The organism is Pseudomonas sp. S2_B07 (assembly GCF_054668435.1).
In genome coordinates, this window is the sequence record NZ_CP162769.1 from 3556136 (window position 1) to 3575762 (window position 19627).

Annotated in this window: 19 protein-coding genes and 1 pseudogene; 10 read left to right on the plus strand and 10 right to left on the minus strand. The window is 60.4% G+C overall.

Going from position 1 to position 19627, the window contains the following annotated elements; translation table 11 throughout:
• Positions 1-4 precede the first annotated feature (4 nt).
• A pseudogene (locus tag AB4N43_RS16345) lies at positions 5-501 on the minus strand (PAAR domain-containing protein).
• A 478-nt stretch (positions 502-979) separates the two neighbouring features.
• On the opposite strand from AB4N43_RS16345, the gene AB4N43_RS16350 reads away from it, so the two are divergent.
• Positions 980-1267: a DUF6124 family protein gene (locus AB4N43_RS16350; RefSeq protein ID WP_027926174.1), complete on the plus strand. Its 288-nt coding sequence runs from the start codon at positions 980-982 to the stop codon at positions 1265-1267.
• Between the two features lie 136 nt (positions 1268-1403).
• Here the strand turns inward: AB4N43_RS16350 and AB4N43_RS16355 are convergent, their stop codons facing one another.
• Both AB4N43_RS16355 and AB4N43_RS16360 read right to left on the minus strand, forming a co-directional pair.
• The gene (locus AB4N43_RS16355; protein ID WP_027926175.1) at positions 1404-2171 is read right to left on the minus strand and encodes a TerC family protein; all 768 of its coding nucleotides are present in this window, start codon (positions 2169-2171) and stop codon (positions 1404-1406) included.
• Positions 2172-2255: 84 nt separating this feature from the next.
• Positions 2256-3563, minus strand: coding sequence for a CitMHS family transporter (locus tag AB4N43_RS16360; RefSeq protein WP_027926176.1), 1308 nt, complete (start codon positions 3561-3563; stop codon positions 2256-2258).
• A gap of 418 nt (positions 3564-3981) precedes the next feature.
• Between AB4N43_RS16360 and AB4N43_RS16365 the strand changes: the two genes are divergently transcribed.
• Entirely contained in the window at positions 3982-4383 is a 402-nt protein-coding gene (locus tag AB4N43_RS16365) for a GFA family protein (RefSeq protein ID WP_027926177.1), read from the plus strand.
• Here the strand turns inward: AB4N43_RS16365 and AB4N43_RS16370 are convergent, their stop codons facing one another.
• Complete coding sequence (locus AB4N43_RS16370) at positions 4384-4710, minus strand: DOPA 4,5-dioxygenase family protein (RefSeq protein WP_027926178.1); 327 nt, start codon at positions 4708-4710, stop codon at positions 4384-4386.
• An 84-nt stretch (positions 4711-4794) separates the two neighbouring features.
• Between AB4N43_RS16370 and AB4N43_RS16375 the strand changes: the two genes are divergently transcribed.
• Entirely contained in the window at positions 4795-5466 is a 672-nt protein-coding gene (locus tag AB4N43_RS16375; RefSeq protein WP_460151719.1) for an NAD(P)-dependent oxidoreductase, read from the plus strand.
• Here the strand turns inward: AB4N43_RS16375 and AB4N43_RS16380 are convergent.
• Positions 5453-6403: a choline sulfate utilization transcriptional regulator gene (locus tag AB4N43_RS16380; protein WP_027926180.1), complete on the minus strand. Its 951-nt coding sequence runs from the start codon at positions 6401-6403 to the stop codon at positions 5453-5455. The genes AB4N43_RS16375 and AB4N43_RS16380 overlap by 14 nt on opposite strands.
• Before the next feature lie 114 nt (positions 6404-6517).
• Here AB4N43_RS16380 and betC point away from each other — a divergent pair, with 114 nt between their 5' ends.
• From betC to AB4N43_RS16395, 3 genes are all read left to right on the plus strand, one after another.
• Complete coding sequence (gene betC / locus AB4N43_RS16385; protein ID WP_027926181.1) at positions 6518-8032, plus strand: choline-sulfatase; 1515 nt, start codon at positions 6518-6520, stop codon at positions 8030-8032.
• A gap of 16 nt (positions 8033-8048) precedes the next feature.
• Complete coding sequence (gene choX, locus AB4N43_RS16390) at positions 8049-8969, plus strand: choline ABC transporter substrate-binding protein (RefSeq protein ID WP_027926182.1); 921 nt, start codon at positions 8049-8051, stop codon at positions 8967-8969.
• A 155-nt stretch (positions 8970-9124) separates the two neighbouring features.
• Positions 9125-10693 carry a SulP family inorganic anion transporter gene (locus tag AB4N43_RS16395; RefSeq protein WP_460151720.1) on the plus strand — a complete coding sequence of 523 codons (1569 nt, stop codon included), beginning with the start codon at positions 9125-9127 and terminating at the stop codon, positions 10691-10693.
• A 114-nt stretch (positions 10694-10807) separates the two neighbouring features.
• Here the strand turns inward: AB4N43_RS16395 and aroE are convergent, their stop codons facing one another.
• Together aroE and hemF are read right to left on the minus strand one after the other, a co-directional pair.
• Positions 10808-11629: a shikimate dehydrogenase gene (gene aroE / locus AB4N43_RS16400; protein WP_460151721.1), complete on the minus strand. Its 822-nt coding sequence runs from the start codon at positions 11627-11629 to the stop codon at positions 10808-10810.
• Between the two features lie 13 nt (positions 11630-11642).
• Positions 11643-12557, minus strand: coding sequence for an oxygen-dependent coproporphyrinogen oxidase (gene hemF, locus AB4N43_RS16405; RefSeq protein WP_027926185.1), 915 nt, complete (start codon positions 12555-12557; stop codon positions 11643-11645).
• Between the two features lie 156 nt (positions 12558-12713).
• Here hemF and AB4N43_RS16410 point away from each other — a divergent pair, with 156 nt between their 5' ends.
• Entirely contained in the window at positions 12714-13691 is a 978-nt protein-coding gene (locus AB4N43_RS16410) for an NADPH:quinone reductase (RefSeq protein ID WP_460151722.1), read from the plus strand.
• A gap of 88 nt (positions 13692-13779) precedes the next feature.
• Here the strand turns inward: AB4N43_RS16410 and AB4N43_RS16415 are convergent, their stop codons facing one another.
• The 3 genes from AB4N43_RS16415 to AB4N43_RS16425 form a co-directional block, all read right to left on the minus strand.
• A complete protein-coding gene (locus AB4N43_RS16415) occupies positions 13780-14337 on the minus strand; it encodes an L-threonylcarbamoyladenylate synthase type 1 TsaC (protein ID WP_027926187.1) in 558 nt (185 codons plus the stop codon).
• Between the two features lie 54 nt (positions 14338-14391).
• The gene (dprA, locus tag AB4N43_RS16420) at positions 14392-15492 is read right to left on the minus strand and encodes a DNA-processing protein DprA (protein ID WP_027926188.1); all 1101 of its coding nucleotides are present in this window, start codon (positions 15490-15492) and stop codon (positions 14392-14394) included.
• Between the two features lie 80 nt (positions 15493-15572).
• A complete protein-coding gene (locus tag AB4N43_RS16425; protein ID WP_027926189.1) occupies positions 15573-16598 on the minus strand; it encodes a LysM peptidoglycan-binding domain-containing protein in 1026 nt (341 codons plus the stop codon).
• A 168-nt stretch (positions 16599-16766) separates the two neighbouring features.
• On the opposite strand from AB4N43_RS16425, the gene def reads away from it, so the two are divergent.
• From def to rsmB, 3 genes are all read left to right on the plus strand, one after another.
• Positions 16767-17273, plus strand: coding sequence for a peptide deformylase (gene def / locus AB4N43_RS16430; RefSeq protein WP_027926190.1), 507 nt, complete (start codon positions 16767-16769; stop codon positions 17271-17273).
• A gap of 71 nt (positions 17274-17344) precedes the next feature.
• Positions 17345-18304, plus strand: a complete 960-nt coding sequence (gene fmt / locus AB4N43_RS16435; protein WP_027926191.1) for a methionyl-tRNA formyltransferase — start codon at positions 17345-17347, stop codon at positions 18302-18304.
• Positions 18301-19611 (plus strand): 16S rRNA (cytosine(967)-C(5))-methyltransferase RsmB, encoded by a 1311-nt coding sequence (gene rsmB, locus AB4N43_RS16440; protein WP_460151723.1) that lies wholly within the window; start codon positions 18301-18303, stop codon positions 19609-19611. Before fmt ends, rsmB begins: the two co-directional genes overlap by 4 nt.
• The last annotated feature ends 16 nt before the right edge of the window (positions 19612-19627 follow it).

Below are 19627 nucleotides of genomic sequence, written 5' to 3' on the forward strand. Positions count from 1 at the left end.
AGGCTTAGACGGTCCAGCGGACGACGGCGAGATCGGGTTTTAGCGTGGCGACACTTTGGGTCATGCCCAAGGCGTTGGTCTGGCCTTTGACGATGCGGCCTTCGGCGGTTTCGATTTCGTAGCCTCGTTCGGCTATCGGTTCGCCATTGCCAGCGCTGACGGCTTTGAATTCCACGACGGGCTGGCCAATGATCGGGAGGGGCGGAATGAACGGCGCCGGGGTATGGGTGCTGCCGATGATTACGTTGCCGGAGCCGCCGACTATTACGCCGCCGTGCTCGTGGTGCCATCGAGGGTCATGGCGTTCAGGCCGTTGATGAACACCGTGGAGGAGAAGCCGCCGCTGAGTGCCTGGCCGCAGGTGCAGGTGTCGCTGACTCTCGCAGCGGCGAGGCCATTAAAAAACACATCGGGGGAGCCGCTGGCGATGGGGTTGGTGCCATGGCCCGGAATCGGGCAAGTGGTCGGGTCCGTGACGCGTGCAGCCGGTTTTCCAGACATATGCACTCCTTGTCATTGTCGTTTGAGGCGAGTGCGGGACGCTAACCACCAAGGGGCTGTGCGTCAACCTTGGAGTGCGACCGTATCAAGCACCACGCGCGATGGCTGTAGGAAAATGCTTAAATGTTCGAGCGCGGGGAGCCCTGTTTAAAAATACTCCGAGTTACTTCTCAGAGGCTACAACGCCTTGCGTCGTTGCCTACGGTTACTACAGAATCCGCCGGCTTGTGCGCCTTGAACCAGGCCTCTATCGTTTCCCGGTCGCTGAAAACAGTGATCGGGTTTGGTAGCCCGGAGTTCTGGCGCATAGCCACTTTCTGCGGACGCTTTCTCAGTTCGCAGCTTTATGGTGGCCATGCGCAGGGTCCCTTCGGGGGCGCCGGTTCCAGTACTCCGGTCTACCAACCTGTGTATGGCCACCACCTTCGTTTGGTAGCGAGTGTGAGGGCTCCACGTAACCAGTACTGGAGTTCTATTTATGTTCAAGGTAACGCCCAACCCACCGGACAGCGATCCGGTCCCCCACGACTTCCCGCCGCGCAAACCCAGCACCATCTTCCTTATAGACCCCAAGATTGATAACGAAACCCTGCTAGCGCATGCCTGCGAATCGTTGGCGTCAGCCAGCGTCATGGCGAGTGATCTCGCCGGGTTTCTGGGGGGCCCGCAACGCCATACGTTGCTGGGGATTCAGCAGGTCATCATGCTAGGAGAATTGGCGGTGAATCGAGTGCTGGATAACCTCGATCCGCCCGCTACCCACTAGTCCCTGAACCCTGCACAAAAAAAATGTGGGAGCGAGCTTGCTCGCGATGGGGCCTTCACATTCAACAGTGCTGTTGACTGAAAGACCGCTATCGCGAGCAAGCTCGCTCCCACAGGGTATTGCGCTGACGTTTGGGTTATTGGCCCGGAATGTCCTTGCGCAGTTTCACCGGATCTTGCTGTTTCTTCTTTTTCGCGATGGCAGTGCGCATCTTGATGTTGATCGCTTCAACCGCCAGCGAGAACGCCATGGCGAAGTAGACGTAGCCTTTTGGCACGTGTACGTCCAGGGATTCGGCAATCAGCACGGTACCGACGATCAGCAGGAACGACAGCGCCAGCATCTTCAGCGACGGGTGCTTGTCGATGAACTCGCTGATGGTGCCGGACGCCCACATCATCACCAGCACAGCCACGACGATCGCGGCGACCATGACCGGAACATGGGAGACCATGCCGACGGCGGTGATCACCGAATCCAGCGAGAACACGATGTCAATGATCGCGATCTGGATGATGGTGTAGAGGAAGTTGCCGCCCTTGCCGCTCGGCTCTTCGTTGGTTTCGTCTTCACCTTCCAGCGCGTGGTACATCTCTTGCGAGCTCTTCCACAGCAGGAACAGACCACCGAAGAACAGGATCAGGTCTCGCCCGGAAATACCCTGGCCGAACACCTCGAACAGGTCGGCCGTGAGGCGCATGACCCAGGTGATCGACAGCAGCAACAGGATCCGCGTGATCATGGCCAGGGCCAGACCGAAAATCCGGGTGCGCGCCTGCATGTGCTTGGGCATGCGGCTGACCAGGATCGAAATCATGATGATGTTATCGATACCCAGGACGATTTCCAGGGCGGTCAGTGTAAAGAAGGCAACCCAGATTTCAGGGTTGGTCAGCCATTCCATGTGTATTCCTTTGAGCGAGTGTTAAACCACGAAAGGCCCGGGCTTCAAACCGCGAAGACCGGACCCGTCGTGATGAGTCTTTGGTTATAGAGTGCTGAACAGCGGAAAAATCCCCATCAGCAACGCTGCAACCAGTATGCACATGCACACCAGCACGGCCCATTTCAGGGTAAAGCGCTGATGGTCACCGAATTCGATACCGGCCAGGGCCACCAACAAATAGGTCGATGGTACCAGCGGGCTCAGCAAGTGGACGGGCTGACCGACGATCGAGGCACGTGCCATTTCCACTGCGGTTATACCGTAATGACTGGCGGCTTCGGCAAGCACTGGTAACACGCCGTAATAAAATGCGTCGTTCGACATGAAAAACGTAAACGGCATGCTCACCAGCGCAGTGATCACGGCCAGGTACGGCCCGAGGAAATCCGGGATGACCCCCAGCAGGCTTTTGGACATCGCGTCGACCATGCCGGTACCGGACAGGATACCGGTGAAGATACCCGCCGCGAAGATCAGACCGACCACCGACAACACGCTACCGGCGTGAGCCGCAACGCGGTCCTTCTGCATTTGCAGGCAAGGATAGTTGACGATCATCGCGATACTGAACGCCACCATGAACAGCACCGGCAGCGGCAACAGGCCGGCGATCAGGGTGCACATCAGCGCGAGGGTCAGCAAACCGTTGAACCAGATCAGTTTCGGACGACGGGCGTCCGGGAACTGCGAAACGCTGATTTCACTGTGGTCGATTTCATCGCCGGCCAGGTGCAATTCACCCAGGCGCGCACGCTCGCGCTTACCGTAGAAGTAGGCAATCGCCAGGATCGCCACCACGCCCGCCAGCATTGCCGGAATCATCGGCACGAAAATGTCCGACGGGTCGACATGCAGGGCGCTGGCCGCACGAGCGGTCGGGCCACCCCATGGGGTCATGTTCATCACGCCACCGGCGAGGATGATCAGGCCGGCCATGATCCGCGGGCTCATGCCGATGCGGCTGTAGAGCGGCAGCATGGCGGCCACGCAGATCATATAAGTGGTCGCGCCGTCCCCATCGAGGGAAACGACGAGCGCCAGTACGGCGGTGCCGACCGAAACTTTCAGCGGGTCGCCCTTGACCAGTTTGAGGATCTTGCGCACGGCCGGGTCAAACAGGCCGGAGTCGATCATCAGGGCGAAATACAGAATGGCGAACATCAGCATCACGCCGGTCGGCGCAAGCTTGGTGATGCCTTCGAGCATCATCGGACCGATCTTCGGCGCAAAACCGCCGAACAGGGCAAAGACGATCGGGATGATGATCAAGGCGATCAGCGCGGACAGGCGCTTGGTCATGATCAGGAACATGAACGTGATGACCATGGCAAAGCCAAGGAAAGTCAGCATGGGAATACTCCAGGCGTAGCGCGGCTAGGGGAAATGGGCGAACCGGTTGGGTCAGCGCAGAACGGGAAGCACGAGGCGTACGGGCGGAGTGACAGCGAAGCGGCGGGTAGCAAAGGACATCAGGATCACCATTGTTGTTGTTAAATGGGCCGTGCGAGCGATAAAACACTCATTGGCCAACCGGTCTGTTGCCGGCAGTGGGGGCGATCCTAATCGGGGAAGCTTTCAGCCAGCTTTCGCCGGTAAAAGCATTGCGCGGATGGGCGACCGGTCGTCGGACCGGTTTATCCAGATGGACCGAGTTGCGGCCTTCGCGAGCAGGCTCGCTCCCACCATAGATCTGTGGCCACTGAGACCCCACTGTGGGAGCGAGTCTGCTCGCGAAGGGGTCAGCACATAGGCAACAGGAGCAAACAGGATGACCAACATTCACACCGGCGGCTGCCACTGCGGACATCTGCGCTATCAATTCAACGGGCCGTTGCACGACATCGCCCACTGTCATTGTTCGATTTGCCGACGGGTCAGCGGCGGGATCGTCACCACCTGGATCACCGTGCCCGCGTCAGCCTTTCAATGGCTGAAAGGAACACCCGCGCAGTACCTGTCTTCTTCAACCGGCGTGCGCAATTTCTGCCCGAACTGTGGGGCGCAACTGACGTTCATGAACCCTCTCAGCCCCGAGAGCATCGACGTCACCGTCGCCACCTTCGACCATCCAGAGCTGGCACCGGCCGAGCGGCATATATGGACCGACAGCCGCTTGCCCTGGCTGCACCTGGACGAACACTTGCCCGGCGAAGCAGAAGAAACGATCTGATCAAAAAATAGACAGATCCAGGGCCCGGATCGCGCCCATCCAGATCGCGTGCTCGGTGTGATCGAGCAAGTCATTACCGGTGTCCGGGTGCAGGAACACCACCAACCCGTTGCGGTTGAGCGCCAGCCACGGCAGCACGTCACCAATGAGTTCGGGCCCGAACGCCAGTTGGCAGCTCCAGTCCGGGTGCGGGCCGACCGGGCGTTCGTGTACGCGGCCCATTTTTAGCGAGAACAACTGCGCCGCCTGTTCGCACAGTGTCCGAGCCTGATCGATGGTGCTGGCGTCGAAATACACATGGGCGTGATAACCCTTGATCTGCTGCATCTGAATCCCCCTGAAACCCGGTCGAACCCTCACCGTTTCCTACAGGTCACACGCCATATACGCAGGAAACAAGGAACTTCAGCAATGAAAAATGCCGAAACCCCGGTGGTAAAAGTGGTGCTTTATGGTGCCATGAGTAGCCTGGGCAGTGCGCTGATGGCTGAAATGCTGCGGCGCCAACATGAAGTGATCGCCATTCTGGACGACCTGACGGCGTTGGCGCCACGCCCGGGCCTGCGCACAAAAACCGGCGACCTGTTTGAAGCCGAGCGCGTTAAACAAAGCGTGGCGGGGTGCTCAGCCGTGATCTGTTTACTGGATGCGCCAGGATTGCCGTTCAACAGCGAATACGTCGAAAAAACCATCGTGCCGGGTCCGGTCGAGCAAGTGCTTGCCGTGGATGCGTTGATCGATGGCATGCAGGCAGCAGGCATTACGCGGCTGTTTCTGGTAGGTGATTTTGAATTGCTGGACGATCCGGAAATAGAAGATCGATTGCAACGCCACGCCGCCGAAGAAATCCGCGAAGCGCTGCAAAACAGTGCTTTGCGCTGGACGCTGGTCAATGCGCCGCGCGGTGTGCCCGGTCTGACGATCGAGCACTTCAGCCATGTCAGCGACAGCCTCGAACCGGGCTTGGCAGAACCCCTTCAACGGTTGAACCGCGTGGCCGTAGGGATTGCCGATGAACTGCATCTGAACCTGCATGTTAGCGAGCACGTGAACTTCATCGCGGCTGACACTAAACAGCAATAGAGGGCAATGGCAGGCCATTAAGCGATTGCGCGCTACTGGCCTGTTCCTCCATCAACCAGTCCACAAACTGTTGAATCAACGCTCCACGCCGTTTTCGCTGGGGCAGGACCACGTAATAGCCCAGCCTGGAAATTACCGTCTCGGCAATCGGCCGACACAACAAATCCTGCGCCAGCAAGTTATCCACAAGGTGCCGCCAGCCAATCGCTACGCCTTGTCCGCCAATCGCCGCTTGAATCAATAGCGTGTAATTGTCGAAGCGTAACTGCCCCGGTGCGGGTGCCGACGTTATCCCCAACTCGCGAAACACACCGCTCCAGTCGAACCAGTTACTGCTGTTTTCACCCCTTAAATGAAGCAGCGGAAACTCCAGCAACGACTGTGCAGACAAGGGCAGGGAACGATCCTTGAGCAACAGCGGGCTGCACACTGGAAACACTTCTTCGCTGAACAGCCAATGGCTTTCACCCTGCTTGAAGCGTCCGTCGCCAAACAACACCGCCACATCAATATCGGTGCGCAGCATGTTGTGGCTGCGTTCACTGGTGACCAGGCTGACGTCCACCTGTGGATTGGCTTTGTGAAAACGGTGCAGACGCGGCATCAGCCAGTAAGCGGCGAATGCGAAATCGGTCGCGACTTGCAGCACCTCATGTTGCTGCTGTGCGCTGATCGCGCTCAATCCCGCGTCGATATTCTGCAAACCGAGCTGAACTTGCTCAAAAAGAATAGTCCCGGCTTCTGTCAATTCAATACCGCGATAAATGCGGTCAAACAACCGCGTCGCGAGTTGCTCCTCCAATCGCTTGATCTGCTGACTGACCGCCGGCTGCGTAGTGCCAAGCTCAACCGCCGCCGCGGTAAAGCTGCGATGACGGGCGGCTGCTTCAAAGGCACGAAGCAAGTCGAGCGACAAATCACCAAGGGCGTCATACATAAGCTGGGCTAATCCTAGTCATTGCCTGGCATGGGCTTTACCGCAAAGTGCATGGGTAACATGCTCGGTCGCAGCACTCTCGCATAAATATTCACTATGGAATGCCGCGATCACATGAAGCGCAAGAACATTCTTTTCATCATGGCCGATCAAATGGCCGCGCCAATGTTGCCGTTCTACGGTCCTTCGCCGATCAAACTGCCGAATCTGAGCCGCCTCGCCGCCGAAGGTGTGGTGTTCGACGCTGCTTATTGCAACAGCCCCCTATGCGCGCCGTCGCGCTTTACCCTGGTCAGCGGTCAATTGCCGAGCAAGATCGGCGCTTACGATAACGCGGCCGATTTCCCCGCTGACGTACCGACCTACGCCCACTACCTGCGTCGCCTCGGCTACCGCACTGCGCTGTCCGGCAAGATGCACTTTTGCGGCCCGGACCAACTCCATGGCTACGAAGAACGCCTGACCAGCGACATCTACCCGGCCGACTACGGCTGGGCCGTGAATTGGGATGAGCCGGATGTGCGTCCGACCTGGTATCACAACATGTCGTCGGTGCTGCAAGCCGGGCCGTGCGTGCGCACCAATCAGCTGGATTTCGACGAGGAGGTGGTGTTCAAGGCCCAGCAATACTTGTTCGATCACATCCGCGAGGACGGCGACCAGCCGTTTTGCCTGACCGTTTCGATGACTCACCCGCACGATCCGTACACGATCCCCAAGGCTTTCTGGGACATGTACGACGATGCCGACATTCCGTTGCCTGAAACCCCGGCGCAGACCGCACTCGATCCGCACTCCCAGCGCTTATTGAAGGTCTATGACCTGTGGGATAAACCGCTGCCTGTGGATAAGATTCGCGATGCCCGCCGTGCCTACTTCGGTGCATGCAGCTATATCGACAGCAACGTCGGCAAACTCCTGCAAACACTTGAGGAAACCGGTCTGATTGACGACACCATCATCGTATTTTCCGGCGACCATGGCGACATGCTCGGCGAGCGCGGACTCTGGTACAAAATGCACTGGTACGAAATGGCCGCCCGTGTGCCCCTGTTGATAAGTGCGCCGGGGCAGTTCGGGGCTGGGCGGGTCAGCGCCGCCGTGTCCACCGCCGACCTTTTGCCGACCTTCGTGGAACTGGCCGGTGGCTCGCTGGAGCCAGGTTTGCCACTGGACGGTCGCTCGCTCGTTTCGCACCTGCAAGGGCAGGGCGGTCATGACGAAGTGTTCGGCGAATACATGGCCGAAGGCACTATCAGCCCGTTGATGATGATCCGTCGCGGCGCTTACAAATTCATCTACAGCGAAGATGATCCCTGCCTACTCTTCGACGTACACAACGACCCGCGAGAACTGGAAGAACTCAGTCAATCGCCGCAACATCTGCAGCTTTTCGAAGAATTTCTAGCCGAAGCACGCGCCAAATGGAACATTCCGGAGATTCACCAACAAGTGCTCGCCAGCCAGCGGCGCCGTCGTTTCGTTGCCGAGGCGTTGACCATCGGCAAGCTGAAGAGCTGGGATCACCAGCCGCTGGTGGACGCCAGTCAGCAGTACATGCGCAACCATATCGACCTCGATGATCTGGAGCGCAAAGCACGTTATCCACAACCCTGCCAAAACCAATAATGTTAAGGGGAAGTCCATGCAAAAGTTATCCACAGTACTGACGGTCGGGCTTTTGGCTCTGGGCAGCGCATCGGCCTTTGCCGATCAAAGCTGCGAGACGGTGAAAATGGCCGACCCTGGCTGGAGCGACATCGCCGCGACCAACGCCATCACCGGGTTTCTGCTGGACGGCATGGGCTACAAGGCCAAGGTCGACACCCTCGCGGTGCCGATTACCTTCGGCGGGTTGAAGGATGGCCAGGTCGACGTGTTCCTGGGTAACTGGATGCCGGCGCAGCAGGGCTTCTACGACAAGTTCGTGGCCACCGGCGATGTCACACAGTTGGCGAAGAACCTCGATGGCACCGAGTTCACCCTCGCCGTTCCCGATTATGTTTGGGACGCGGGTGTGCATAACTTTGCCGACCTGAACAAATTTGCCGACAAGTTCGACAAGAAGATCTACGGCATTGGCTCGGGCGCACCAGCGAACATCTCGTTGCAGGAAATCATCAAGAAAAACGATTTCGACATGGGCCAATGGAAACTGATCGAGTCCAGCGAGCAGGCGATGTTGGCCGAAGTGTCTCGCGCGGTGAAGAAACAGAAATTCGTGACCTTCCTCGGCTGGACCCCGCACCCGATGAATGTGCAACTCAAAATGCATTACCTGAAGGGTGGTGAGAAGTACTTCGGTGACACCGGCAGCGTGCACACCCTGACCCGCAAGGGCTACGCCGAAGCCTGCCCGAACGTGGGCAAACTGCTGACCAACCTGAGCTTCACCCAGGACATGGAGAACAGCATCATGGCCGAGGTGGTGAACAAGAAAGTCAGCAATGCGGACGCGGCCAAGGCGTGGATCAAGGCCAATCCGGCGGTGCTGGACAAGTGGCTGGAGGGCGTGAAGACAGCGGATGGCAAGGACGCGTTGCCGGCAGTGAAAGCCAAACTCTAAACCCATGTGGGAGCGAGCCTGCTCGCGAAGCGCCCGTCAGATCCGACAATTATGTCGACTGACACTCCGCATTCGCGAGCAGGCTCGCTCCCACAAAGGGAACATTAGGCTTGCGTCCTGCTACCCTTGCGCCAAAACCCCACCCGAGAGGACCCATGGCCTTCCCCAGCCGTCACTCACTCTTTCCCTTCCTCAGTTGGTTGCCCCGGCAAACCCGCGCCAGCGTCGGGCGCGACCTGATCGTCGGCCTCAGCGGGGCGATTCTCGCGTTGCCGCAGTCCATTGCCTACGCACTGATCGCCGGTCTCCCACCGGAATACGGTTTGTACGCCGCGATCATCCCGGTGTTGATCGCGTGCCTGTGGGGTTCGTCGTGGCATTTGATCTGCGGTCCTACAGCGGCGATCTCCATTGTCCTGTTCGCCAGCGTCAGTCCGCTGGCCGTCCCCGCGTCACAGGACTACATCACGCTGATCCTGCTGCTGACACTCCTGGCCGGTATTTTCCAATGGCTGCTCGGCATGCTGCGGTTCGGTGCCCTGGTGAATTTTGTCTCGCATTCGGTGGTGCTGGGTTTCACCCTCGGTGCGGCGGTGGTGATTGCCATCGGGCAGTTGCCGAACTTGCTGGGGCTGGATTTGCCCAGCCAGGCCACGGCGCTGGACAGCTTCCTGACGCTGTTCAAACACCTCGGTGCTTTGGATAAACCGTCGTTGGTACTGGGACTGGCGACGGTCGTCGTCGGCGTAGTGTTGAAGATGATGCTGCCTCGCTGGCCGACCTTGTTGATCACGCTGGTCCTCGGCGGGCTGCTGGTGTGGCTGTGGCCATCGATGTTCGGCCATGTGAAGTTGGTCAGCGCCTTTGTCGGGCGCTTGCCGCCGTTCAGCCCGGTGCCGCTGGATCTGGACTTGATCCTGCGCCTGCTGCCAAGCGCGGTGGCGGTGGGCATGCTGGGATTGGTGACCAGCCTGTCGATTGCCCGCTCGTTGTCGGCCCGCTCGCAGCAATTGCTCGACGCCAATCAGGAAGTCCGCGCCCAAGGCCTGTCGAACATCGTCGGCGCGCTTTTTTCCGGCTCGCTGTCAGCCGGATCCTTCACACGTTCGGGTTTGAGTTATGAAGCCGGTGCCTGCTCACCAATGGCCGGGGTGTTCTCGGCCGTGTGGGTCGCACTGTTCGCGATCTTCGGTGCAGGCTTAATCGCTCACATCCCGATCCCGGCCATGGCCGGCAGCATTCTGCTGATCGCCTGGGGGCTGGTCGACCATCGCGGCATACGGGCGCTGTTGCGCGTCAGCCACGCGGAATTCGTGGTGATGGCGCTGACCTGTGTCGCCACGTTGCTGCTGGAGTTGCAGACGGCGATTTATGCCGGGGTGCTCGCTTCATTGTTCTTCTACCTCAAGCGCACCTCGCAACCGCGGGTGCAGCATTCATACGAAGGGGATGAAGACATTCTGAGGGTGGGCGGTTCGATCTTCTTCGGCGCCAGCCATTACCTGCAAGTGCGCCTGCAACGCCTGCACGGTGCGCGCGTGGTGATCGAGGCGCAGCAGATCAACTTCATCGATTATTCAGGGGTAGAGATGTTGCATCAGGAAGCGCGGCGACTGCTGAAGCAGGATCGCAGCCTGACGCTGCGCAGCGCGCGGCCGCAGGTGGTGGAGGAGTTGAGGAAGCTGGAAGGGGCGGAGAAGTGCCCGATCCGGTTTGAGGATTGATCCGACTTCGCGGCGATCCCTTGTAGGAGAGCCTGCTCGCGATGTGGCCGGTACATTCAAACATTGATGGCGCCTGACACTCCACCATCGCGAGCAGGCTCACTCCTACACTGATTACAGTGTCAGCTGACGGCGCAGTTCGGCCAGTACCGGCGCTGTGTCCGGGCGCACGCCGCGCCACAGGAAGAAGGCTTCTGCCGCTTGCTCCACGAGCATGCCCAAACCATCCATCGACACCGCCGCGCCCTGTTCCGTGGCCCAACGGCAGAACGAAGTCGGCTCCTTGCCATACATCATGTCGTAGCAAACGGTCTTGCCCGGCTCGATCAAGCTGCCGGCAATCGGCGGCACATCACCGGACAGGCTCGCCGACGTCGCGTTGATGATCAGGTCCACCGATTCCTTCAACCAATCGAAACCGCTGGCCGACACCGGCCCCAGGTCCGCGAACAATTCCGCCAGCAACTCGGCTTTTTCCACCGTGCGGTTGGCGATGATCACCGACGCCGGCTGCTCGGCCAGCAAAGGTTCCAGTGCACCACGCACCGCGCCGCCCGCGCCGAGCAGCAGAATGCGTTTGCCCTTGAGGCTGAAACCGGCGTTGACCGTCAAATCGCGCACCAGCCCGGCGCCGTCGGTGTTATCCCCCAGCAGGCTGCCGTCGGCGAGTTTGCTCAAGGTGTTCACCGCGCCAGCTCGTTGCGCACGTTCCGTCAGGCTGTCGGCCAGGCGAAAGGCGTCTTCCTTGAACGGCACCGTCACATTGGCACCACGACCTTCGCGGAAAAACGCCCGGGCGAAGTCAGAAAAGTCGTCGAGCGGCGCCAGCGAGGTGCTGTAGTCCAGTTGCTGCGCGGTTTGCTCGGCGAACAAACGGTGGATCAGCGGTGACTTGCTGTGGCCAATCGGGTTACCGAATACGACGTAACGGTCCATCAGAACTCCTCGTTCAGGCCTCGGCCAACCAATCGCGGTCTTGCAGGAAATACTCGGTCAAGCGCGCTTCTTCGCTGCCCGGTTCGGCTTTCCAGTCGTAGCTCCAGCGCACTTGCGGCGGCAGCGACATCAGAATCGACTCGGTACGCCCGCCCGATTGCAGGCCGAACAAGGTGCCACGGTCGTAGACCAGGTTGAATTCGACGTAACGGCCACGACGGAATTCCTGGAATTCACGCTGCTTGGCGGTGAACGCATCGTGCTTGCGGCGCTGCACGATTGGCAGGTACGCGTCGATGTACGCGTCGCCGATGGCGCGCATGAACGCGAAGCTGGTGTCAAAGTCCCACTCGTTCAAATCATCAAAGAACAGGCCACCGATGCCGCGCGGCTCGTGGCGATGCTTGATGTGGAAATAGCTGTCGCACCAGGCTTTGTAGCGCGAATAGACGTCCGGCCCGAACGGCGCACACGCCTGCTCGGCAACGCGGTGCCAGTGCACGCAGTCTGCTTCGTTGCCGTAATAAGGGGTCAGGTCGAAACCGCCGCCGAACCACCAGACCGGATCTTCACCTTCTTTTTCAGCGATGAAAAAGCGCACATTGGCGTGGGACGTCGGCACATGCGGGTTGTGCGGGTGAATCACCAGCGACACGCCGAGGGCTTCGAAGCCCCGGCCGGCCAATTCTGGCCGATGGGCGCTGGCGGACGGTGGGAGACCGCTGCCAAAGACGTGGGAAAAGTTGACGCCGCCCTTTTCGATCACCGCGCCATTTTCGATCACTCGCGTGCGACCGCCACCACCGGCAGGCCGGATCCAGGCGTCTTCGACGAAGCGTGTGCCGCCGTCCTCAGCTTCGAGGGCCGAGCAAATACGGTCTTGCAGGTCGAGCAGGTAGGCTTTTACGGCCTCGGTGCGGGTTGTCATGTCATCACCTTGAATCGGGCAAAGCGGCGCGGCGCATCAATGGCCGGCGGCAAATTGCTGCGTAGGATAACACTGCACCTTGCTCCACCGCAGTTGACGAAGATCAGGGTTAGGAGTCCGATAGGGCGCTTGGCAAATGACCTAAGGAGAGTTCTGATGGCAAAGCGAATCCAGTTCCGCGCCCATGGCGGCCCCGAAGTGCTCGAGTACGTCGAATTCCAACCCGCCGAGCCCGGTCCGCAGCAGGTCCGCGTCGCCAACAAGGCCATCGGCCTGAACTTCATCGACACCTATTACCGCAGCGGCCTCTATCCACCCCCTGCCCTGCCATCGGGTCTGGGATCGGAAGGCGCGGGCATCGTCGAAGCGGTGGGCAGCGAAGTGACCCGCTTCAAGGTCGGTGACCGCGTGGCTTACGGCAGCGGCCCGTTGGGCGCTTACAGCGACGTTCACGTCTTGCCCGAGGCCAATCTGGTGCTGCTGCCGGAGGCGATCAGCTTCGAAACGGCGGCTGGGGTGATGCTCAAGGGCCTGACCGTGCAGTACCTGTTGCGTCAGACCTATGAACTCAAGGGTGGCGAAACCGTGCTGTTCCACGCCGCCGCCGGGGGGGTCGGTTCGCTGGCCTGCCAATGGGCGAGGGCGCTGGGCGTGAAGTTGATCGGCACGGTCAGCTCGCCGGAGAAAGCCGCACTGGCCAAGGCCAACGGTGCCTGGGCGACCATCGACTACAGCCATGAAAACGTCGCACAACGTGTACTGGAATTGACCGACGGGAAGAAGGTGCCGGTGGTGTACGACGGCGTGGGCAAAGACACGTGGCTGACGTCGCTCGATAGCGCAGCGTCTCGCGGGTTGGTGGTGAGCTTTGGCAATGCGTCAGGTGCGGTGGACGGGGTGAACCTGGGGATACTGGCGGCGAAGGGTTCGCTGTACGTAACCCGGCCGACGCTCGGGACTTACGCCAACAATGCCGAGAACCTGCAGCGGATGGCGGATGAGTTGTTTGAGATGATCATCAGCGGAAAGCTGCACGTGGACATCAGTCACACGTATCCGCTGGCGGATGCGGCGAAGGCGCAGACCGAGTTGTCGGCACGACGGACTACCGGCTCGACTGTTCTGTTGCCTTGAGGGCCTCATCGCGGGCAAGCCCGGCTCCCACAGGGATAACCGAAATCTGTGGGAGCCGGGTTTACCCGCGATGAACGATAACGCGGTATCAGCCCTGACGCACAACGTGGCCGGTCGCCAGATCCCGAATGACGCTCGGATTCTTGCGCCCCCCCAGGTTCCCGCCCAACACCAAATCCAGCTGTCCACGGAAATACTGCTCCACGCGAATCCGCGTGCGCGCCGCCGGCCGTCCCTGCGGATTGGCCGAGGTCGACACCAGCGGCCCGACAATTGCGCACAAATCCCGCACCAGCGGATGATCGCTGACCCGCAATGCCACGGTTTCATGCACCCCGGTGATCCACTGCGGCAACAGGTTCTGATGCGGCACCAGCCAGGTGTTCGGTCCCGGCCACGTGCTGGCCATGCGGTCCATCCACAGTTCCGGGAAGTCTTCGAAGAGAAAGTCGAACTGCCGGATATTGTCGGCAACCAGAATCAACCCCTTGCCCACAGACCGACCCTTGAGCATCAACAGACGCTCAACCGCTTCTTCGTCCCATGGGTCGCAACCCAGCCCCCAGACCGCTTCGGTTGGATAGGCAATCACCGCCCCTGCGCGAACGGCTTGCGCGGCTTGTTGCACACGCCAACTGTTGACCATGAAAAACTCTCCGGAATAAGGCTCTGCGCAGTTTACCGATCTTCCTTATAAAACCTAGCTCACCCGCGCAAACCAGCGACCACTTTCGCAAACGGCGCGGCCCTCCATTTCCAGCTCGGTCAGCGCCGCCAGCACTTTGGGCAAGGCCCAGCCGCTGGTGACGGACAACGCTTCGCTGGTGTGCGGGGCCGCGTGCAACAGCATGAGCAACGGATGGGTCACCGAAGGAGCCTCGCCGTACAACGGCAACTGTTGCCAGCCGCGCAAGGCTTCGAGGATATGTTCGATGGTTTCCACCAGCATCGCGCCGTCCCGGATCAACTGATGACAGCCTTTGGCGCCGGGATGATGGATCGATCCAGGAATCGCATACACCTCCCGACCTTGCTCCGCCGCCAGCCTCGCGGTGATCAGCGAACCACTCGCCACGCTGGCTTCAACCACCAGCACACCAAGCGACAAACCGCTGATGATTCGATTGCGCCGGGGGAAGTTGCTGGCGGTGGGGCCGGCGTCCAGCGGGAACTCCGAAAGCACCGCACTGCCCGATGCAATCATGGCGTCGGCCAGTCGTCGATTGCGCTGTGGATAAAACTTTTCAAGTCCCGTGCCAAGTACACCGACCGTTCGCCCGCCCACGTCCAGTGCGGCTTGATGCGCGGCCGCATCAATGCCCAGCGCCAGACCGCTGGTGATGACGAAACCGGCGCCCGCCAGGCTGCGGGAAAATGCGGCAGCGGTGTCCATGCCCGGCCGTGAAGCGCGGCGACTGCCAACCATCGCCAGTTGCGGTTTTTCCAGAATTCCCGGATTACCCGCCACGAACAACAGCGGCGGCGCGTCGCTGATTTGCGCCAGCAACGCCGGGTAGTCAGGCTGGTCCCACATCAGTAAATGCTGGCCCGGACGCTCTAGCCAGGCCAATGCGTGGCTGGCGCCATCGCGCACATCATTGGCCCGGCGAGCCTCGGCGCACGCCAACGGCAAGCCCAGCGAACGCCAGGCACTGGCCGGCGCGCTGATGGCCTTGGAGGCCGAACCGAACGCTTCAAGCAGCTTCTTGAAACGCGCCGGGCCGAGTTCCGGTAAACGGTGCAAACGTAAACGAGCTTCCAGTTCCGCGGGGGAAACCGGTGTAACGGCAGGCAGCGACATGGATCATCCTTGATCGTTATGGGCCCCGTTCAAACGGGAATAAGCTGTGGATAACTCTGTTGGTAACTTGTGGAGCCTGCTTACGGATTTCGCACCTTGTCCATCACGGCCAACGAGCGCGAAGCGTTGAGCACCAGCCCGTAGCTGAGCTTGTCGTAGGTGCGGAAAACCATCAGCAATCCGGCCCGCTCATCGGGGATCTTCAGCGGCTGGCCAGTGATCCGGTCGCGCACGGTTTCACCGGTTTTCATCACCACGAGCACGTTGCCTTCGACGAGGCCATCACGCTGCCCCTTGTTCAGCGTGACCACATCCAGCGCGCCAATCTGTGTCACGCCGCGCGGCACATCGATGATCAGCCCGTTGACCGGGGTTCTCGGCGCGCTGGGCATGAAGGTCGAGTTGATCGAGCGTTCTTCGCCGCTGAACAAGCGGTCGCCGAGGCGCACTTCCTGGGTCGTGCGCTGTAAGGCGAGAGTGGCGACATCGCCTTCAGTGGCAACAATTTCGCCGCCACCGATGTCGTCGGCGTTGATCCCCAAAAACTCCTTGGTCTCGGGGTCGGTGTAAACCTTGCCCTGACGGAAGATCCCGTAAACCGGCTGATCCGGATCGAAATGACCGCGGGCGAAGATGCGGTCTCCGGTGCCGCTGAGCACGCGTTCGGCATCGCCGGCGACGATGTAAGGCGCCTCGTTGAAATCCTCGACCTTGTCGACGATGCGGTTACTCAGCAAAAAGCTATTGATCGAACGCAGCGGAATGCTCGGGATGGCTTCGGCCACCGGCGAACTGCGTACGCGAGGCGAAAGCTTGATTGTGCCGCGCGATGCACCGCGATTGAGGGTCAGGCGCGGCTGGCCGTTGACATAGACCAGCGCCAGCGAATCGCCGGGATAGATGAGATTGGGGTTTTCGATTTGCGGATTGGCCTGCCACAGCTCTGGCCATTGCCATGGCTGGCGCAGGTATTTACCGGAGATGTCCCAGAGTGTGTCCCCCGCAACCACGGTGTATTGCTGTGGAAAACCTTCCTTGAGTTGCACTTGCCCGTGCGCCACACCGGCCGAAGCCAGAAGGAGCAAGGCGAGTAGTGATTTCCTCATGCGGTGAATCCCTTTATTATGTGCGTTCGCGTAAAACGCCAGAGCCTTCGTGGCTCGCTCCCCGTGCTTTACTTAGAAAAGGGAGCTACGTTTTACAACGGTAGCCTGCATCTTCGGACCCGCCAGGCCATCGACCCGACTTTCCTCACATGTGCAGCAATCAAGCTTATGGCCATTTTAGACATCCTCGAATTCCCCGACTCGCGCCTGCGCACTATCGCCAAACCTGTGGCCGTAGTGGACGACGAAGTGCGTCAGTTGGTCGATGACATGTTTGAAACAATGTATGAAGCGCCAGGCATCGGCCTCGCCGCGACCCAGGTCAACGTGCACAAACGTATCGTGGTGATGGACCTCTCCGAAGACCGCAGCGAACCACGGGTGTTCATCAATCCCGAGTTCGAGACCCTGACCGACGAGATGGAGCAATACCAGGAAGGCTGCCTCTCGGTGCCGGGTTTCTACGAAAACGTCGATCGCCCGCAGAAGGTCAAGATCAAGGCCCTGGATCGCGACGGCCAGCCTTACGAACTGATCGCCGAAGGCCTGCTCGCCGTGTGCATTCAGCATGAATGCGACCACCTGAATGGCAAATTGTTCGTCGACTACCTGTCCAGTCTCAAACGCGACCGAATCAAGAAGAAACTGGAAAAGCTCCATCGCCAGAACGCTTGATGCCCTCCTTTCAAAGGCTTGCTGCGGCAAGCCTTTTTCTTTTGCGACTGCTTTGTAATTGAGAGTTTTACATGACTGAGCCACTGCGCATCGTTTTTGCCGGCACCCCGGAATTCGCCGCCGAACACCTCAAGGCCCTGCTCGACAGCCCTTACGAGATCGTCGCGGTCTACACCCAGCCGGACCGTCCGGCGGGCCGTGGGCAAAAGCTGATGCCGAGCCCGGTCAAGCAGTTGGCGTTGGAAAACAACATCCCGGTGTTGCAACCGCCGACCCTGCGCAACGAAGACGCTCAGGCCGAACTCGCCGCGCTCAAGCCAGACTTGCTGGTGGTAGTCGCCTACGGCCTGATCCTGCCGCAAGTGGTGCTGGATATTCCGCGCCTGGGCTGCATCAACAGCCACGCGTCCCTGCTGCCACGCTGGCGCGGGGCGGCGCCGATCCAGCGCGCCGTCGAAGCGGGCGACAGCGAAAGCGGCGTGACCGTGATGCGCATGGAACTGGGCCTGGACACCGGGCCGATGCTGCTCAAAGTCACCACGCCAATCAGCGCTGACGACACCGGCGGCAGCCTGCATGATCGTCTGGCCGAGATGGGCCCACCGGCGGTGATTCAGGCGATTGCCGGCCTTGCCGCGGGTACGCTCGACGGCGAAGTGCAGGACGACAGCCTCGCCACTTATGCTCACAAATTGAACAAGGACGAAGCGCGCATCGACTGGACTCGCCCGGCGGTTGAGCTGGAACGGCTGGTTCGCGCCTTCAATCCATGGCCGATTACCCACAGCACGTTGAACGGAGAAGCGCTGAAAGTGCTGGCCGCGAGCCTCGCTGAAGGGAAGGGCGCACCAGGCGAAATCCTCAGCGCCAGCAAGGACGGCTTGCTCGTCGCTTGCGGTGAGCAAGCGCTGTGCCTGACCCGCCTGCAATTGCCCGGCGGCAAGGCGCTGAACTTTAGCGATCTGTTCAACAGCCGCAAAGAGAAATTCGCCGTCGGCACTGTGCTAGGTCAAGCGGCGGACGCTCAATGAACCCGCGTCTGGCCGCCGCCAAGGCACTCGCCGCTGTTCTGAACGGAAAAGCCTCGCTCAACAGTTCTCTGCCGACACAAATGGACAAGGTTGAAGACCGCGATCGTGGCTTCACTCAGGACCTGGCGTTCGGCACCGCGCGCTGGCAGCCACGTTTGTCGGCGCTGGCGGCCAAACTGCTGCAAAAGCCCTTCAAGGCTGCCGATGCGGACGTCGAAGCGCTGTTGCTGGTCGGCCTTTATCAACTGCTCTACACCCGCGTTCCGGCCCACGCCGCCATCGGTGAAACGGTCGGTTGCGCGGACAAGCTAAAGAAGCCTTGGGCCAAAGCCTTGCTCAACGCCGTGTTGCGCCGTGCCCAACGGGAAAGCGAAGCACTGCTGGCCGAGCTGGAACACGACCCGGTGGTGCGTACCGCGCACCCGCGCTGGCTGCAAAAATCCCTGAAGGCATTCTGGCCTGAACAATGGGAAGCCATTTGCGCGGCGAACAACGCGCACCCGCCGATGATTCTGCGGGTCAACCGTCGCCATCACACTCGCGACGCCTACCTTGGTTTGCTGACCGAAGCCGGGATCGCCGCGACGCCGTGCGTCTACAGTCAGGACGGCATCATCCTCGAAGCCGCCGCCGACGTGCGCAGCCTGCCGGGCTTCGCCGACGGCTGGATCAGCGTGCAGGACGAGGCGGCGCAACTGGCCGCCGAACTCCTCGATCTGGCGCCAGGCCAACGGGTGCTGGACGCCTGCTGCGCACCGGGCGGCAAGACCTGCCACATCCTCGAAGCCGAGCCAAAACTGGCCGGCGTCGTCGCGGTGGACCTGGAAGCCAAACGTCTGGTGCGGGTGCGCGAAAACCTGGCGCGTCTGGGCCTCAGTGCCGAGCTGATCGCCGCCGATGGTCGCGACACCCAGGCCTGGTGGGACGGCAAACCGTTCCAGCGCATCCTGCTGGATGCGCCGTGCTCGGCGACTGGGGTCATCCGTCGTCACCCGGACATCAAGCTGACCCGCCAACCCGACGACATCGCCGCCCTCGCCGTGCTGCAAGGCGAATTGCTCGACGCCCTGTGGATAACCCTGGAAGTCGGCGGCATCCTGCTTTACGCCACCTGCTCGACGCTGCCGACCGAAAACACCGAAGTCATCGAAGCTTTCCTCGCCCGCACGCCGGGCGCCCGTGAGCTGGACCTCGCCACGGCGGCCGGCATCAAGCAACCTCACGGTCGCCAATTGCTGGCCCAGGAAGGCGGGCACGACGGGTTCTACTACGCCAAGCTGATCAAGATTGCCGCCGCGCGCGGTTAAACGGTTTTAATGGAGT